This is a genomic window from Hydrogenophaga sp. UC242_50 (assembly GCF_042697355.1).
Classification (GTDB): Bacteria; Pseudomonadota; Gammaproteobacteria; order Burkholderiales; family Burkholderiaceae_C; genus Hydrogenophaga.
In genome coordinates this window covers 1,660,092-1,676,722 of record NZ_CP170553.1, presented here as the reverse complement: position 1 = coordinate 1,676,722, position 16,631 = coordinate 1,660,092, and the positions used below count along the sequence as shown (strand labels likewise).

Here is a 16,631-nt window from a genome sequence, read left to right as displayed (position 1 = left end):
CGGATGCGCGAAGAATCGTGTCCGAGCCCCCTAGCTGGAGACCGCATGCCCCGCCCGAACGACGCCTCCCTGCCCTTTCCGCGTGCGGCCCTGCGTGCGGGCAAGAACGGCGCGTGGCGCGGCTGGCAGATCGAGCCTGTGGCCGAGGGCGCGCCGGCCACCAAGGTCTCTCTCAAGAAGCTCAAGCCGGACGCCAAGCCCTTTTCCAGCGGCGACAAGGCGGCCGACCAAGCCAGCGTGCAGGCCATCGCCGAAGAACTCGACGGCTTGCAGGACCTGTTCTACGCCGACCGCCGCTTCAAGCTGCTCGTGGTGCTGCAGGGCACCGACACCGCCGGCAAGGACGGCACCGTGCGAGGCGTGTTCGCACGCACCAGCCCGCTGGGCGTGCACACCGTGGGCTGGAAAGCCCCGACCGAGGTCGAGCGCGACCACGACTACCTCTGGCGCATCCACCAGCAGGTGCCCGGCGCCGGCGAGACCATGGTCTTCAACCGCAGCCACTACGAAGACGTGCTGGTGCCCGTGGTCAACCGCTGGATCACGCCCGCCCAGACCGCTCAGCGCTACGCGCAGATCAATCACTTCGAGCGCCTGCTCGCCGAGACCGGCACCGTGATCCTGAAGTTCATGTTGCACATCGGCAGCGACGAGCAGCGCCAACGCCTGCAGGAGCGCGTGGACGACCCGACCAAACACTGGAAGTTCAGCGAAGGCGACATCGACGTGCGCAAGCAGTGGGCCGACTACCAGCGCGCCTACGAGGCGCTGCTGGCCCGCACCAGCACCCCCTGGGCACCCTGGAACGTGGTCCCCGCCAACTCCAAGACCCACCGCAACCTGATGATCGCGACCATCGTGCGCGACACCCTCAAGGCCCTCGACCTGCGTTACCCGCCGCCCAAGCCCGCCTTGGCCGGCCTGCGCATCGAATGAGGCTTTCCGCCATCCGCCCCCAGAGAGAGACACCATGAGCAACCTCGCCGCCGAGTACCAGGCACTGCGCAAACTACCGCCCCACGCACAAGGTGCGTTTCGTCACCGCCGCCAGCCTGTTCGACGGGCACGACGCCGCCATCAACATCATGCGGCGCATCCTGCAGGGCATGGGCGCCGAGGTGATCCACCTGGGCCACAACCGCTCGGTGGACGAGGTGGTCACCGCCGCGCTGCAGGAAGACGCGCAAGGCATCGCCATCAGCTCCTACCAGGGCGGCCATGTGGAGTACTTCAAGTACATGGTGGACCTGCTCAAGAGCCGGGGCGGCGAGCACATCCAGGTGTTCGGCGGCGGCGGCGGCGTGATCGTGCCGGCCGAGATCCGCGAGCTGCAGGACTACGGTGTGACGCGCATCTACAGCCCCGAAGACGGCCAGAAGATGGGCCTGGCCGGGATGATCGGCGAGATGGTGATGCGCTGCGACCGCGACCTCAGCCCCTACGCGCCCAAGGCGCTGGCGGCCATCGAGGGCCAGGGCGAGATGAACTGGCGCGCGCTGGCCCAGCTCATCACGGTGCTGGAGAACGGCAGCGCGGACGCGGCCATCGTCTCCGCCCTGCGCGAGCAGGCCCAGACCAGGAAGGTGCCGGTGCTCGGCATCACCGGCACGGGCGGCGCGGGCAAGTCCTCGCTTACCGACGAGCTCATCCGCCGCCTGCGGCTGGACCAGGACGACCGCCTGCGTGTGGCCGTGATCTCCATCGACCCCTCGCGCCGCAAGAGCGGCGGCGCGCTGCTGGGCGACCGCATTCGCATGAACGCCATCAACCCCTGGGGCCAGGGGCCGCGCGTCTACATGCGCTCGCTGGCCACGCGCGACTTCGGCAGCGAGATCAGCGCCGCCCTGCCCGACGTGATCGCGGCCTGCAAGTGCGCGGGCTTCGACCTGATCGTGGTCGAGACCTCCGGCATCGGCCAGGGCGACGCGGCCATCGTGCCGCACGTGGACCTGCCCATGTACGTCATGACGCCCGAGTTCGGCGCGGCCAGCCAACTCGAGAAGATCGACATGCTGGACTTCGCCGCCTTCGTGGCCATCAACAAGTTCGACCGCAAGGGTGCGCTCGACGCCCTGCGCGACGTTGCGCAAGCAGGTGCAGCGCAACCAGGAAGCCTGGAGCACGCCGCCCGACCAGATGCCGGTGTTCGGCACCATGGCCGCGCGCTTCAACGACGACGGGGTGACCGCGCTGTACCAGGCGCTGAAAGTCCGCCTGGGCGACCTCGGCCTGCCGTTGCAGGAGGGCCGGCTGCCCGCCGTGAAGGTGCGCCACAGCACCAACCAGACGCCCATCGTGCCGCCCGCGCGCACGCGTTACCTGGCCGAGATCAGCGACACGGTGCGCGGCTACAAGAAGAAGGCGATCGAGCAGTCGCGCCTGGCGCGCGAGATCCAGCAGCTCAACGCCAGCGCGGCCATGCTGCGCAAGGACAAGCCCGAACGCGCGCGCGCCGCCGAGGCGGTGATCGACCTCGCTCAATTGCGCGAACTCGACCAGGATCCGGCCGCGCGCAAGCTGCTCGCCCAGTGGCCCGACATGCAGAAGGCCTACGCGGGCGATGAGTACGTGGTGAAGATCCGCGACAAGGAGATCCGCACCGCGCTCACCACCAAGAGCCTGTCGGGCACCACCATCCGCAAGGTCGCGCTGCCCAAGTACGAGGACCACGGCGAGATCCTGAAGTGGCTGATGTTGGACAACGTGCCCGGCAGCTTCCCCTACACCGCCGGCACCTTCGCCTTCAAGCGCGAGGGCGAGGACCCCACGCGCATGTTCGCCGGCGAAGGCGACGCCTTCCGCACCAACCGCCGCTTCAAGCTGCTCTCCGAAGGCATGGCCGCCAAGCGCCTGTCCACCGCCTTCGACTCGGTCACGCTCTACGGCAACGACCCCGACCCGCGCCCCGACATCTACGGCAAGGTGGGCAACTCCGGCGTGAGCATCGCCACGCTCGAGGACATGAAGGTGCTCTACGGCGGCTTCGACCTCTGCCACCCGGCCACCTCGGTCTCCATGACCATCAACGGCCCGGCGCCCAGCATCCTGGCGATGTTCATGAACACCGCAATCGACCAGAACCTGGAGAAGTTCGAAACCGAGAACGGGCGCCAGCCCACCGCCACCGAGGCCGCCAAGATCCGTGAATGGGTGCTGGCGAACGTGCGCGGCACGGTGCAGGCCGACATCCTGAAAGAAGACCAGGGCCAGAACACCTGCATCTTCTCGACCGAGTTCTCGCTCAAGGTGATGGGCGACATCGCCGAGTACTTCGTGCACCACGACGTGCGCAACTTCTACTCGGTGTCCATCAGCGGGTACCACATCGCCGAGGCCGGCGCCAACCCCATCAGCCAGCTCGCCTTCACGCTCTCCAACGGCTTCACCTTCGTGGAGGCCTACCTGGCGCGCGGCATGCACATCGACGACTTCGCGCCCAACCTGAGCTTCTTCTTCAGCAACGGCATGGACCCGGAGTACACCGTGCTCGGCCGCGTGGCGCGCCGCATCTGGGCCACCTCGATGCGCGACCGCTACGGCGCGAACGAGCGCAGCCAGAAGCTGAAGTACCACGTGCAGACCAGCGGCCGCTCCCTGCACGCGCAGGAGATCCAGTTCAACGACATCCGCACCACGCTGCAGGCGCTGATCGCGATCTACGACAACTGCAACAGCCTGCACACCAACGCCTTCGACGAGGCCATCACCACCCCCACCGAAGACTCGGTGCGCCGCGCGATGGCGATCCAGCTCATCATCAACCGCGAGTGGGGCCTGGCCAAGAACGAAAACCCCAACCAGGGCGCCTTCATCATCGACGAGCTCACCGAGCTGGTGGAAGAGGCCGTGCTGCAGGAGTTCGAGAAGATCGCCGAACGCGGCGGCGTGCTGGGCGCGATGGAGACCGGCTACCAGCGCGGCAAGATCCAGGACGAGTCCATGCACTACGAGATGCTCAAGCACACCGGCGAGTACCCGATCGTGGGCGTGAACACCTTCCGCAACCCGCACGGCGACCTCACGCCCGAGACGCTGGAGCTCGCGCGCTCGACCGACGACGAGAAGCAGAACCAGCTCAAGCGCCTGGCCGACTTCCACGCGCGCCATGCCCACGAGTCGCCCGCCATGCTGCAGCGCCTGCGCCAGGCCGTGATCGAGAACGGCAACGTGTTCGAGGTGCTGATGGACGCGGTTCGCGTGTGCTCGCTCGGCCAGATTACCAGCGCGCTGTTCGAGGTGGGTGGGCAGTACCGCCGCAACATGTGAGCCTCGGGCCTCGCGGCCCCAGGTTCACATCGGGTTCGCCAGCGGCAGGTTGAGCAGCAGGTTCTGCGGCTTGAGCTTGAGCAGGCCATCGGGCCCATCGCCAGGCCCAGGTAGACCGGCTTGCCGCGCACGTCGGCACGCATGTCCTGCGGGTCGGCGAAGCTCAGCCGGAACAGGCTGATCAGCCGGCGCTGGCGCTCGGGGTCCACCTCGTTGCCCAGGTAGAGGTCGTTGAGCAGCGCGGTCGAGGCCACATCCAGCCCCACATGCCAGCGCCAGGACGGGTCTTCCACCCGTGACTCGGGCTGGATCTTCACGGCCACGCCGTGGAAATGGCGCACCCACTTCTCCAGCACCGATGCCAGCGCCTTCAGACCCGAGCGGGAGCGTGCCATGGTGAGCGTGAGCCCATGCGGCAATTCGTTCTGGATTTCGTGCGTGAGGTCGAGCACGAAGTTGAAGCGCCCAGCCCCCTCCCGGCTGCGCAGGTAACGCGGCGCGTTGTCGTCGCCCAGCACCTCGATCTGCGTGGCCGGCAGGGCCGCGCCGCCCTGCACCAGCAGGCGCCCCAGCTCGCCCAGGCCACCGGTTTCATTGAGCAGGTCCAGCACCTCGCTGTCGCCGCTGAGCACGCGGCCGTCCTGCACGCTCACGCGCTGGCGGCGAAACAGCATCTCGGCCGCGCGCCAGGCCCAGGCGTCGGGCTCGTCCTCCAGCAGGCGGCACACCAGGGCCTGCACCACCAGGTCCAGGAACAGCGGCGGGATCTGGATGGCGCCGGCCTGGAAGAAGCCGGCGTAGGCGGCTTCGAGCGAGCCGGCGGCGATCACCGCGTCCCGGAAGTCCAGGAACAGGCGGTGGTTGGCGCGCGCGTCGTCGTCCTCGAAGGCGTCCAGCTCGGCTGCCGTCACGGCGCGCGTGGGCGCGGCCATCAAGGCAGCGTGCAGCGCGCGCTCGGCTGCACAGGATTCCTCAACCAGCGCGAGTTCCGGGCGCTGGAGCCAGAGCCGCCAGTAGCCGTCGGTGGGGCTCAGCCAGCCGCGCGCATCGCGGTTGAGCAATTCGTGGCCGCAGGACGACCAGATGGGGAGTGAAGAGGCGTCGGACATGAAGAAAACCCGCTGCGCGCGGGGGCGCGTGGCGGGTTGGGGAGTCGAGGGGTGAACGCATTGTCGTTCACCTGCGGCGGCGCCGGGGCGCCGCGGGTTCAGGGTGCGGCCTGCAAGGCGCCGGCTTTGCGGCTGCCCGTGATCGCCCGCGAGGCGTAGGGCGCGGGCGCATCGCGCGTGTAGGTCGCATCCGGCACGCCCGCCAGGCCGATCAGGGCCTGCAGCGTGGCATTCGGCCAGAAGTTGGGGCTGCTGATGTTGCTTGCGCCCGGGATGTTGGTGCGCACCGAGTTCACGTTGTTCGACTGCGTCAAGTTGGAGAAGCTGCTGGCGAACAAGGACTGGTTGCCGGTCCCCACGAACAGGTTGGCCGTGAGCGCGACCGAGGCGCCGCCGGCCACGGACAGGTAGGCGCCGCCCGAACGGGTGATGGCGACGGTGTTGTGCACCATCTCCAGCGAGGTGTTGGGGTTCGACAGGCCCTCCATGCCATAGGCGATCGCGTTGTTGTTCTGCGCGTTCGGGCCCTTCTGGAACAAGTTGCCCTTCAGGACCACGCGGCCGCCGTTGGGGAAATCGGCCAGGTAGCTGGAATTGCCGCTGGGCCCGTCCATGAAGTAGCTGTTCTGGATGATGGACTCGCGCGCCCGGCTCTTGAGGTTGTGGCCGACCTTGGCCTCGTGGAAATAGCTGGAGTTCACCGTCAGCCGGTCGATCTGGTTGACGTAGATGTTGTGCGTGTAGCCATCGCCCAGGCCGTTGCGCGCGAACTCCGAACTTTCGATCGTGATGGTGGCCGAACCGGCGTTGGCGAGGATGCCGTTCTGGTTGTCGTAGAAGCCGCTGTTGAGGATGCGCAGGTCGCCCGTGTGCTCGGCGCGGATGCCGGCGCCGTTCTGGTCGGGCACCGTGGTGTCGCGGAACTCGATGTTGTCGATGGTGATGTTCGCGCCCGACACCACCCACAGGCCCTTGCCCCGGGCGTTGTTGCCGTTGGCGAACAGGCGCGCGCGGCTGCCCACGCCGCAGATGGTGAGGTTGTTGACGGTCCAGGAAGCGACGTCGCCCCGGTAGTCGCCGCCCGCGATCTTGATCACATCGCCGGCCTGCGCCACCGCGGCCGCCGCGCTGGGCATGGCGTAGGTCTTGCCAGGGCCCACCTGAAGCACGCGGCCCGGTGCGGTGTCGCAAGCCGCGCCGGCCGACAAGGGAGGCGCCGGCGATGGCGTGGCGCTGCCGCCCCCTCCGCCACCACCGCCTGACGGGCTGTCGCCACTACCGCCGCCGCCCCCTCCACCACCACCGCCACCACAGGCGCTCAAGGTGGCAGCCAGCAACAGCGCGAAGCCGGGAACAACGAGGGAAGAGGACAGGCGGCGAGCAGGGGCGCTCAGGTGCGGAGTGGGTTGGATGTTCAAGATAGGCAACGGAAGAAAAACAGACACCGGCCAGGCAGGCCAATCGTCCGCGTTCTGATGAAGGGGTCCGGATCCATCGAAGACAAGGGTGCGGGGTGGAGTATCGCCGCTCAGCGCCCTGCCCCGCGCCAGGACCGGGAAACGGCCGCCAGTGTGGCCGCTGGCACCGGATCGCCTGCCACAGAACGTGTTTTTATGTAACCGAGATTCGCCGCCCTGCCCCGCAGCCCCGCTGGGCGCGGCTTCGGCCGTAACAGCTCATACGCTTTGATGCATGAAAAGGCCCGCGCGAGGCGGGCCTGGTAAGCGGTGCGCGGACCGGGCTCAGGGCGCGGACTGCAGCGCGCCGGCCTTGCGGCTGCCCGAGATCGCGCGCAGTGCGTAGGGCGCGGGCGCGTCGCGGGTGTAGCTGGCGTCGGGCACCACGGACAGGGCAATCAGGGACTGCAGCGTCGCGTTGGGCCAGAAGTTCGGGGTGGCGACGTTGGACGCGCCCGGGATGTTGCTGCGCACCGAGGTCACGTTGTTCAACTGCACCGCGCTGCCGGCGGCGTACCCGCCGGTGATCAGCGCGGGGCTGCCCGTGCCGGCGAACAGGTTGGCCGTGAGCTTGACCGAGCTGGTGCCGTTGGCGATGGCCAGGAAGGCGCCGCCCGAGCGGGTGATGACCACCGTGTTGTGCACGGCCTCGAAGGTGTTGCTCGGGTTGGACAGGCCCTCGGCGCCGTAGGAGATGGCGTTGGGGTTGTCCGCGTTCGGGCCCTTGTGGAACATGTTGCCCTTCAGCACCACCTTGCCGCCGTTGGGGAAGTCGGCCAGGTAGCTCGACGTGCCGGTGGCGCCGTCCATGAAGTAGCTGTTCTCGATCACCGACTCCTTCGCCCGGCTCTTGAAGTTGTGGCCGATCTTGGCTTCGTGGAAGTAGCTGGAGGTCACCGCGATGCGGTTGATCTGGTTCACGTAGATGTTGTGCGTGTAGCCATCGCCCCGGCCGTTGCGGCCGAACTCGGAGCGGTCGATCGTGATCGTGGTCGCGCCGGCCGCGGCCAGGATGCCGTTCTCGTTGTCGAAGAAGCCGCTGTTGCGCACCGTCAGGTTGACGCCGGGTTCCACGCGGATGCCGGCGCCGTTCTGGTCGGGCACGGTGGCGTTGCGGAACTCGATGTTGTCGATCGTGATGTTGGGGCTGGAGACCACCCACAGGCCCTTGCCCTGCACGTTTTTCCCATCGGCGAACAGGCGGGCCTTGCCGCCCACGCCGCAGATGGTGAGGTTGCTGGCCTTCCAGGTCGCCGCGTCACCGCGGTAGTCGCCGGCGGTGATCTTGATCACGTCACCGGCCTGCGCCACGGCGGCGGCGGCGCTCGGCACGCTGTAGGTCTTGCCCGGGCCCACCTGCAGCACGCGGCCGGTGGCCGTGTCGCAGGCCGTGCCCGAGGGAGCGGGTGCCGGCGCGGGTGCGGGAGCAGGGGCTGGCGCCGGTGCAGGCGCGGGAGCCGGCGCAGGGGCTGGCGCGGGTGCCGGTGCGGGAGCAGGGGCCGGCGCAGGAGCGGGGGCTGGTGCGGGTGAAGGCGCCGGGGCGGGAGCCGGCGCGGGTGCAGGCGCCGGGGCTGGCGCGGCAGCGGCCATCACTTCACAAGTCTTGGTCGCGCCCTTGGCGGGATCGCTGCCGAAATAGCTGGCGGTGCACATGCCGGCCGTGCGGACCGTCTTGTAGGCCCAGCGGGTGCCGGTGCCATAACGCACGTTCTTCGTGCCGGAGAACCAGAAAATCTTGCCTTCGTTGGCGACCTTGGTCCAGGTCGCGGAGGCCGTCTGAGCCTGGGCCGGGGCTGTGGCGGCCACCATCGAGAACATGACCGCACAGGCGGCCAACACACCGGCGTGCGAAGCCGGACGGGAGAGGGAATCGAGTTGGGACATGGGAAGAATCACCTGAGAGCTGAAGAAAGAACGGCCGCCTCCTGAACACGGGTCTTCCGTGCCCTCCTGCCTGGCGGTCCGGCGGTTTATGGGGATGACTGCAGTGCGCCCGCCTTGCGGCTGCCCGAGATCGCCCGCGAGGCATAGGGCGTGGGCGCATCGCGCGTGTAATTCGAGTCCGGCACCACCGACAGGCCGATCAGGGCCTGCAGCGCCGCGTTGGGCCAGAAGTTCGGGCTGGCGATGCTGCTGGCGCCCGGGATGTTGCTGGCCACGGAGGTCACGTTGTTCGACTGCGCCGCGTTGCCGGCGGCGTAGCCGCCCGTGATCAGCGACGGACTGCCCGTGCCGGCAAACAGGTTGGCCGCGAGCGTGACCGACGAGGTGCCGCTGGCGATGGCCAGGAAGGCGCCGCCCGAGCGGGTGATGGCCGACGGTGTTGTGCACGGCCTCGAAGGTGTTGGTCGGGTTCGACAGGCCCTCCGCACCGTAGGAAATGGCATTCGGGTTGCTCGCCTGCGGCCCCTTGTGGAACAGGTTGCCGCGCAGGTAGACGCGGCCGCCGTTCGGGAAGTCGGCGAGGTAGCTCGACGTGCCCGTGGGGCCGTCCATGAAGTAGCTGTTCTCGATCACCGTCTCCCGGGCCCGGCTCTTGAGGTTGTGGCCCACCTTGGCTTCATGGAAGTAGCTGCGGCTCACCGTCAGCCGGTTGATCTGGTTGACGTAGATGTTGTGCGTGTAGCCATCGCCCAGGCCGTTGCGCGCGAACTCGGAGCCTTCGATGGTGATGGTCGACGAACCCGCGTTGGCCAGGATGCCGTTCTGGTTGTCGTAGAAGCCGCTGTTGATGATGCGCAGGTCGCCCCCGTGTTCGGCGCGGATGCCGGCACCGTTCTGATCGGGCACCGTGGTGTCGCGGAACTCGACGCTGTCGATGGTGATGTTCGAGCCGGTGACCACCCACAGGCCCTTGCCACGGGCGTTGTTGCCGTTGGCGAACAGGCGGGCCTTGCCACCCACGCCGCAGATGGTCAGGTTGTTGACGGTCCAGGAAGCGACGTCGCCCCGGTAGTCGCCGGCGGTGATCTTGATCACGTCACCCGACTGCGCCGCAGCCGCCGCGGCGCTGGGCATGGCGTAGGCCTTGCCCGGTCCGACCTGCAACACGCGGCCGGTGGCGGCATCGCAGGCGGTGGCCGAGGGGGCCGGTGCCGGTGCCGGTGCGGGGGCTGGAGCTGGCGCAGGAGCTGGCGCAGGAGCTGGCGCAGGAGCAGGAGCAGGAGCAGGAGCAGGAGCAGGAGCAGGAGCAGGGCTTGGCGCTGGCGAAGGGCGAGGTGCTGGCGAAGGAGCCGGGCTCGGCGCTGGTGCCCCGGCCACCGGTTCGTTGACCGTGCCACCACCCGTGGCCGCCCCTCCGCCGCCCCCCACCACCGCAGGCGGTGAGCGTGGCCGCGAACAGCGCGGCCAGCAAGGGCAGCGACCTGCGGGTCGAAGGGCCCTCCATCCAGGGCGTCGGGGTCGGAATCGGAGTCGGGTTCATATCGGCGGCACAAAAACACCTTGACGCTCACACGAGGGCGGCGGCAGGGGCGATCGGGAAAGGGTTCCAGGTCACACTGCGCTGCAGTGTCGGACAGGCCAGGAACGTGAGATAAATCACCACGATGGGCGGAGACCCGCTCAGCGCGAACGGAGTATCAGCTTCCCAACGGCTTGGAGTCCGGCACGAAAGGTGTGGGTTGGTAACAAAATTCCCCGCCCGAAAAGAGGTGCCCGGTGGAGGGTGTGTGTGCAATGTCCGCCCGCCGACCGGTGGCTGGTAACACGCCATACGTTTTGAAACCAGCCCGAAGGCCGTCACACTCGGGATTCACCGACTCACAATACCGCCATGCAAAAAAACCTCAGCCTCATCGGGGTGCCGACCGACATCGGCGCCGGTGCCCGCGGTGCCTCCATGGGGCCCGAGGCCTTGCGCGTCGCGGGCCTGGCCACGGTGCTCGAAGGCCAGGGCCTGAGCGTCGCCGACCGCGGCAACCTCGGCGGTCCGGCCGATCCCTGGTTGCCGCCCACCGACGGCTACCGCCACCTGGGTGAAGTGGTGGCCTGGAACCAGACCCTTCACGAGGCCGTGCACGCCGAACTTGCGCTGGGCCGCCTGCCCATCGTGCTCGGCGGTGACCACTGTCTGGGCCTGGGCTCGATCAGCGCGGTGGCGCGCCACTGCCGCGAGGCGCGCAAGAAGCTGCGCGTGCTCTGGCTCGACGCCCACGCCGACTTCAACACCGCCGCGCTCACGCCCAGCGGCAACATCCACGGCATGCCGGTGGCCCTGCTCTGCGGCATGGGCCCGCCCGAACTCACCGGCATCGGCGGCACCACGCCGGCCATCGACGCCGGCGTGGTGCGGCAGATCGGCATCCGCAGCGTGGACGCGGGCGAGAAGCGCCTGGTGCACCAGGCCGGCCTGGAGGTGTTCGACATGCGCTACATCGACGAAATGGGCATGCGCCACACCATGGAGCAAGCGCTGATGGGCGTGGACGAGCAGACCCACCTGCACGTGAGCTTCGACGTGGACTTTCTCGACCCGGAGATCGCGCCCGGCGTGGGCACCACCGTGCTCGGCGGCCCGACCTACCGCGAGGCGCAGCTGTGCATGGAGATGATCGCGGACACCGGCCGGCTGTGCTCGCTCGACGTGATGGAGCTCAACCCCGCGCTCGATGTGCGCAACCGCACCGCCGAGCTGGCGGTGGACCTGATCGAAAGCCTGTTCGGCAAGTCCACCCTGATGCGCAAAAACTAAAGTTGTAACTCAATTACAACCAAAGGCTGCCCACGAGGGCAAGCAGCCATCAGCTCTTGCCAACCACTTCGAAGTGCTCGACCACCGGAGGCTGGGCGAAAAACGGCCCGACGATGGCGCGCCACTGCGGGAAGGCATCGGAGCCCCGGAAGGCCACGGTGTGGTCTTCCAGCGTCTCCCACTGGATCAGCAACAGGTAGCGCCCGGGGGTCTCGATGCTGCGCTGGACCTGGTAGCCCTTGAAGCCCTTCGAATGGGCGATGACGGTGCTCACCCCACGAAGAATGGCCTCTTCAAAGGCTGCGCTCTTCAGGGGGTCGATGCGGATGTCGGCGTGCTCGAGAATCATCTTGTGGAGCCCCCCGCGCCGCCTCGCGTCACCCCCCAGGGGGCGATGCCTGCGGCCTGGCAAAGCCAGTTCCGCGGCATCCTGGATGACGTGCGTGCGCGCCGGAGGAGAGTGGTGGATCGGAGAAGCAAGGTTAACCGGGAACCGCGTGGAACCGGCTTTGCCGGGCCACTGCGGTTGCCCTTTCGGGGGGTGACGCGCCGTCAGGCGCGGCGCGGGGGGGACGATCGGCTCTCATCATATCGACCGCCTTCTCCGCCATCATGATCACCGGGGCATTGGTGTTGCCCCCCACCACGCTGGGCATCACCGACGCGTCCACCACGCGCAGGCCCGCCACGCCGTGCACGCGCAGGCGCGCATCCACCACGTCCAAGCCCCCCGGCGCGCCATCCGGCCCCATGCGGCAGGTGCCCACGGGGTGGTAGATGGTGTCGGCATGACCGCGGATGAATTGTTCGATCTGCGTGTCGCTCTGCGCCTGGGCCGACGAGGCCGACTCGGTGCCACCATGGCGCGTGAGTGCGGGTTGCTGCAGCAGCGCGCGCATGCGCTTGAAGCCCCGCACCAGGCGCGCGGTGTCGTCGCTGTCCTGCAGAAAGGCGGGGTCGATCAGCGGCGCGGCCTGCGGGTCGGCGCTGGCCAGGCGCAGGCTGCCGCGGCTCTTGGGGCGCAGCAGGCACACGTGGCACGAGTAACCGTGGCCGAACACCGTCTTGCGGCCATGGTCCACCAGCTTGCCGACCACGAAGTGCAGCTGCAGGTCGGGAATGGGCTCTTCGGGCGCGCTCTTGATGAAGCCGCCCGCTTCGGCGAAGTTGGTGGTCAGCATGCCGCTGCGCTGGCGCCGCCATTCGAAGATGCCGCGCACCGCGCGCGCCACGCCGGTGAGCGAGAGGCCGAACAGGTCCTTGACCTTCGGCGCGTTGACCACCATCACCACGTCCACGTGGTCGTGCAGGTTCTGGCCCACGCCCGGTAGGTCGTGCACCGGGGTGATGCCGTGTTCGCGCAAATGCGCGGCCGGGCCGATGCCCGAGAGCATGAGCAACTGCGGCGAGCCGAAGGCGCCCGAGCTCAGCACCACCTCGCCGCCGTCCTTGAGCCGCAGGATCTGCAGCGGACCGCGCCCGCCGTTGCCCCGGTACTCCACGCCCGCCGCGCGCACCGTGCCACCGTCTTCGGTGTCGGTCACCACGCGGGTGGTGAGCGCGTTCGTGATCACCTGCAGGTTGGGCCGCGCCAGGTGCGGCGTGAGGTAGGCCTTGGCCGCGCTGTGACGCTCGCCGTTCTTGTGCGTGACCTGGTAGGCGCCGATGCCCTCCTGCTCGGGGCCGTTGAAGTCGGTGTTGAGCGGATAGCCCGCCTGCGCGCCGGCTTCGACGAAAGCGGGCAGAAAGGCATTGGGGCTGCGCAGATCCATCACATTGAGCGGCCCACCCTGGCCGTGCCAGGCGTCGGCACCGCGCTCGTTGTGCTCGGCGCGCTTGAAGTACGGCAGGACCTCCTGGAACGACCAGCCCGGGTTGCCCAGCGCGGCCCAGCCGTCGTAGTCGCTGGCGTGGCCGCGCGCGTAGATCATGGCGTTGACCGAGCTCGAGCCTCCCAGCACCTTGCCGCGCGGCTGGTAACCACGCCGGCCGTTCAGACCGGGCTGGGGCACGGTCTGCAGGCCCCAGTTGGCCTGGCCGTTCTTCGCCAGCAGCGCCAGGCCCGCCGGGCAGTGGATGAGCACGCTGCTGTCGGGCGGGCCGGCCTCCAGCAGGGCCACCCGGGTGCCGGGGTCTTCGCTGAGGCGGGAGGCCAGCACGCAGCCGGCCGATCCGCCGCCAACGATGATGTAGTCGAACATGGTGTCTCCGTGGTGGTCAGCGCCATGCAAGGCGTGCGCGACAATCAAAGGCCAAGGTAGCACAGGGCCTCGCGCCCGGTTAGGCAGCACCGCCTAGGAAAGACACGCCGGCGACGCCGGGTTTTCACGGATTTTTGAACAGGAGCAGCGTCTTCATGAACAGCATCAACACGGTCGGCATCATCGGCTCGGGCACCATGGGCAACGGCATCGCACAGGCCTGCGCCACGCGCGGCATCCGCGTGGTCATGGTCGACATCGCGCAGGCCGCGGTCGACAAGGGCCTGGCCACGGTGGCTGGCAGCCTGGACCGGCTGATCAAGAAAGAGAAGATCACCGCTGCCGACAAGGACCAGGCGCTCGCCCTGATCAAGGGTTCGACGAACTACGAAGACCTCAAGGGCGCGCAGCTCGTGATCGAGGCCGCCACCGAGAACGAAGGCCTGAAGGTCAAGATCCTGCAGCAGCTCGACGGCCTGCTCGCGCCCGAGGTGATCGTGGCCACCAACACCAGCTCGATCAGCATCACCAAGCTGGCCGCCGCCACCCAGCGGCCCGACCGCTTCATCGGCATGCACTTCTTCAACCCGGTGCCCATGATGGCGCTGGTGGAGATCATCCGCGGCCTGCAAACCAGCGACGCCACGCACGACGCGGTGAAGGCGCTGGCCGAGGCCCTGGGCAAGTCGCCCATCACGGTGAAGAACGCGCCCGGCTTCGTGGTCAACCGCATCCTCGTGCCCATGATCAACGAGGCCTTCTTCGTGCTGGCCGAAGGCATCGCCACGGCGGAGGACATCGACGCCGGCATGAAGCTGGGCACCAACCAGCCCATCGGCCCGCTGGCCCTGGCCGACATGATCGGCCTGGACGTGTGCCTGGCCGTGATGAACGTCTACATGGCCGAGTTCAACGACGGCAAGTACCGCCCCGCCCCGCTGCTCAAGGAAATGGTGGCCGCCGGCTACCTGGGCCGCAAGACCGGGCGCGGCGTCTACACCTACTGAGCGTCGCCGGGGGCCGCCCAGCGCAGCGGCAAGGCCCCCTGCACCCGCCGCGCGTGGGTCACCTGCATGCGCAGCAGGCGCAGGCTGCCGTCCCACACCACCTTCGCCTGCACCGCGAGATACAGCAGGTCGCCCCGCTCGAAGTCCACGAACAGCAGGCCCGCCGCCGGGTGCAGGGCGATGTTGCCCAGCGTGTTGAAGAAGTGGTTGCCCAGGTAGTCGGGCACGGTCAGCACCTCGCCGGCCACGTTCACGAACCCCGGCGGGCCGCCCCGGTGCGACACGTCGACCCCATGGCTGCGCTCGCCGCCCGCAGACGCCTGGGGGTGGGCGGTGGCGATGAAGAAGGTGTCGGCGGCGCGGATCAGCCCGCGCGACGCCTCGTCCAGGCCCGGGCCTTCGAAAGCGATCTGCCCCGCAGGTGCGCCGGGTACCCACACCGGCTCCCGCGCCTGGATGTACTTCGGGCAATTGCCAAAGCTCTGACCGACCTCGACCGTGACACCGCCGTCCTGCAGCCGCGCCGTGCCGTTCATGCGGTTGCGCCGGCGCGTGTGCGGTTGAATGCCGAGCAGACCCAGGGCAGCGCCATCGCGCAGCGTGGTGTTCAGCGGGTCGTGCGGCAGGGGCCGCGCACCGATGTGCAGGTGCGTGGGGTCGGGCGATTGCATGAAGCCCGGCGCGCCCGCGAGCACGCTGGCCCAGGGCTGGCCCGACGGGTCTACGCTGCCCACCAGCACGAAGGGCAACAGGCCGAAGAACTCGCGGTGCTGGTCGGGCATGTGATCGCGCAACACGCGCGGGCCGATCTGCGCCATCTGCGCCTGCACACCGGCGCGCGCCTGCATCGCCTGTTCACCGGTGTGAAAGGCGGCGCTCATGCCGCCAACCCCACTGGCGAGGTCACCATCGGCACGAAGCCCGGCAGGGCCTCGATGCGCGCCAGCCAGGCGCGGATGGCCGGATACGGCTGCAGCGACACCAGGCCTTCGGGCGCCCGGGCCACGTAGGCGTAGTGCGCCAGGTCGGCCAGCGTGGCGCGCTCGCCGACCAGAAACGGCGTGCGCCCCAGTGCGCCTTCCATGAACTCGAACAGGGCTTGCGCACGAGCGATCGCCTCCGCCGGGTCGGTGGGCAGCCCGAAGAGCTGCACCACGCGCGCGGCGGCCGGTCCGGACGCCAGCGGGCCGGCGGCCAACGAGAGCCAGCGCTGCACGCGGGCCGCGCCCACCGGATCGCGCGGCAGCCACTGGCCCGGCGCGTAACGGGCTTCGAGGTACACCAGGATGGCGTTCGAGTCGCTCAGGATGAGGTCGCCGTCGCGCAGCACCGGCACCTGACCCAGGGGGTTCAGCGCCAGGAAGGCGGCGGACTTCTGCTGCTTCTGCGGCAGGTCGATCTCGACCGTCTCGAACGGCAAGCCGAGCAGCGAGAGAAACAACTCGACGCGGTGGCAGTGGCCGGAGATGGCGCTTCGGTGCAGCTGGATGGAAGGTGCCATGGATCGCTCCTGAAAGAGGAAAGGCGCCATCTTCTTTCTTGCAAGCGCATTCACAAATACCCCTGCACGCACAAGACTGCTCCACAAATCGGTTTAATGGCGCATGGACAAGTTCCGCGCCATGGTCACCTTCGTGCAGATCGCCGACGCCGGCAGCCTCACCGCGGCGGCCTGGGCGCTGGGCGCCTCGCTGCCGGCCGTGGTGCGCTCGCTCGCGGCCTACGAGGCCGAGCTGGGGGTGCGCCTGTTCAACCGCACCACGCGCCGCATCTCGCTCACCGAAGAAGGCCGGCGCCACCTTGAGAGCTGCCGCCAGCTCCTGGCGGCGGTGGACGACGCCGAGGCCGCGCTGAAGGACGATGCCACCGAACCCACCGGCCAGCTCACCATCACCGCC

Annotated in this window: 10 protein-coding genes and 3 pseudogenes; 6 read left to right on the top strand and 7 right to left on the bottom strand. The window is 68.6% G+C overall.

All coding sequences use genetic code 11. The features are described 5' to 3' along the window. Nucleotides 1–45 precede the first annotated feature (45 nt). Nucleotides 46–936 (top strand): PPK2 family polyphosphate kinase, encoded by an 891-nt coding sequence (locus ACFJGX_RS08595; protein WP_382321953.1) that lies wholly within the window; start codon nucleotides 46–48, stop codon nucleotides 934–936. A gap of 34 nt (nucleotides 937–970) precedes the next feature. Then, a pseudogene (gene icmF / locus ACFJGX_RS08590) lies at nucleotides 971–4,266 on the top strand (fused isobutyryl-CoA mutase/GTPase IcmF). Nucleotides 4,267–4,484: 218 nt separating this feature from the next. Here icmF and ACFJGX_RS08585 read toward each other — a convergent pair. The 3 genes and pseudogenes from ACFJGX_RS08585 to ACFJGX_RS08575 all read right to left on the bottom strand — a co-directional run. Further along, nucleotides 4,485–5,375 (bottom strand): annotated as a pseudogene (locus ACFJGX_RS08585) (DUF6352 family protein); the annotation flags it as partial. A 98-nt stretch (nucleotides 5,376–5,473) separates the two neighbouring features. Beyond that, nucleotides 5,474–6,793: a right-handed parallel beta-helix repeat-containing protein gene (locus tag ACFJGX_RS08580; RefSeq protein ID WP_382328206.1), complete on the bottom strand. Its 1,320-nt coding sequence runs from the start codon at nucleotides 6,791–6,793 to the stop codon at nucleotides 5,474–5,476. Between the two features lie 324 nt (nucleotides 6,794–7,117). Beyond that, nucleotides 7,118–9,883: a right-handed parallel beta-helix repeat-containing protein gene (locus ACFJGX_RS08575; protein WP_382328204.1), complete on the bottom strand. Its 2,766-nt coding sequence runs from the start codon at nucleotides 9,881–9,883 to the stop codon at nucleotides 7,118–7,120. Nucleotides 9,884–9,924: 41 nt separating this feature from the next. On the opposite strand from ACFJGX_RS08575, the gene ACFJGX_RS08570 reads away from it, so the two are divergent. Together ACFJGX_RS08570 and rocF are read left to right on the top strand one after the other, a co-directional pair. After that, nucleotides 9,925–10,104 (top strand): hypothetical protein, encoded by a 180-nt coding sequence (locus ACFJGX_RS08570; protein WP_382321960.1) that lies wholly within the window; start codon nucleotides 9,925–9,927, stop codon nucleotides 10,102–10,104. Between the two features lie 503 nt (nucleotides 10,105–10,607). Then, nucleotides 10,608–11,525, top strand: coding sequence for an arginase (gene rocF / locus ACFJGX_RS08565; RefSeq protein ID WP_382328202.1), 918 nt, complete (start codon nucleotides 10,608–10,610; stop codon nucleotides 11,523–11,525). Nucleotides 11,526–11,574: 49 nt separating this feature from the next. Here rocF and ACFJGX_RS08560 read toward each other — a convergent pair whose 3' ends face one another. Both ACFJGX_RS08560 and ACFJGX_RS08555 read right to left on the bottom strand, forming a co-directional pair. Further along, nucleotides 11,575–11,874 carry an antibiotic biosynthesis monooxygenase family protein gene (locus ACFJGX_RS08560; RefSeq protein ID WP_382321962.1) on the bottom strand — a complete coding sequence of 100 codons (300 nt, stop codon included), beginning with the start codon at nucleotides 11,872–11,874 and terminating at the stop codon, nucleotides 11,575–11,577. 133 nt (nucleotides 11,875–12,007) lie between these two features. Beyond that, nucleotides 12,008–13,726, bottom strand: coding sequence for a GMC family oxidoreductase (locus ACFJGX_RS08555; protein WP_382321964.1), 1,719 nt, complete (start codon nucleotides 13,724–13,726; stop codon nucleotides 12,008–12,010). A 155-nt stretch (nucleotides 13,727–13,881) separates the two neighbouring features. Here ACFJGX_RS08555 and ACFJGX_RS08550 point away from each other — a divergent pair, with 155 nt between their 5' ends. Beyond that, nucleotides 13,882–14,733, top strand: a complete 852-nt coding sequence (locus ACFJGX_RS08550) for a 3-hydroxybutyryl-CoA dehydrogenase (RefSeq protein WP_382328200.1) — start codon at nucleotides 13,882–13,884, stop codon at nucleotides 14,731–14,733. Here the strand turns inward: ACFJGX_RS08550 and ACFJGX_RS08545 are convergent. Both ACFJGX_RS08545 and ACFJGX_RS08540 read right to left on the bottom strand, forming a co-directional pair. Beyond that, nucleotides 14,727–15,614 (bottom strand): pyridoxamine 5'-phosphate oxidase family protein, encoded by an 888-nt coding sequence (locus tag ACFJGX_RS08545; RefSeq protein WP_382321966.1) that lies wholly within the window; start codon nucleotides 15,612–15,614, stop codon nucleotides 14,727–14,729. The two genes, ACFJGX_RS08550 and ACFJGX_RS08545, sit on opposite strands and share 7 nt — an antisense overlap. Next, nucleotides 15,611–16,234, bottom strand: coding sequence for a glutathione S-transferase family protein (locus ACFJGX_RS08540; RefSeq protein ID WP_382321968.1), 624 nt, complete (start codon nucleotides 16,232–16,234; stop codon nucleotides 15,611–15,613). Before ACFJGX_RS08540 ends, ACFJGX_RS08545 begins: the two co-directional genes overlap by 4 nt. 103 nt (nucleotides 16,235–16,337) lie before the next feature. Between ACFJGX_RS08540 and ACFJGX_RS08535 the strand changes: the two are divergent. After that, a pseudogene (locus ACFJGX_RS08535) lies at nucleotides 16,338–16,466 on the top strand (LysR family transcriptional regulator); the annotation flags it as partial. Between the last annotated feature and the right edge of the window lie 165 nt (nucleotides 16,467–16,631).

Coding starts and splice junctions, on each gene's coding strand:
- ACFJGX_RS08550 (WP_382328200.1), top strand. CDS start 13,882: ATGAACAGCATCAACACGGTCGGCATCATCGGCTCGGGCACCATGGGC.
- ACFJGX_RS08595 (WP_382321953.1), top strand. CDS start 46: ATGCCCCGCCCGAACGACGCCTCCCTGCCCTTTCCGCGTGCGGCCCTG.
- ACFJGX_RS08555 (WP_382321964.1), bottom strand. CDS start 13,726: ATGTTCGACTACATCATCGTTGGCGGCGGATCGGCCGGCTGCGTGCTG.
- ACFJGX_RS08540 (WP_382321968.1), bottom strand. CDS start 16,234: ATGGCACCTTCCATCCAGCTGCACCGAAGCGCCATCTCCGGCCACTGC.
- ACFJGX_RS08545 (WP_382321966.1), bottom strand. CDS start 15,614: ATGAGCGCCGCCTTTCACACCGGTGAACAGGCGATGCAGGCGCGCGCC.
- rocF (WP_382328202.1), top strand. CDS start 10,608: ATGCAAAAAAACCTCAGCCTCATCGGGGTGCCGACCGACATCGGCGCC.
- ACFJGX_RS08560 (WP_382321962.1), bottom strand. CDS start 11,874: ATGATTCTCGAGCACGCCGACATCCGCATCGACCCCCTGAAGAGCGCA.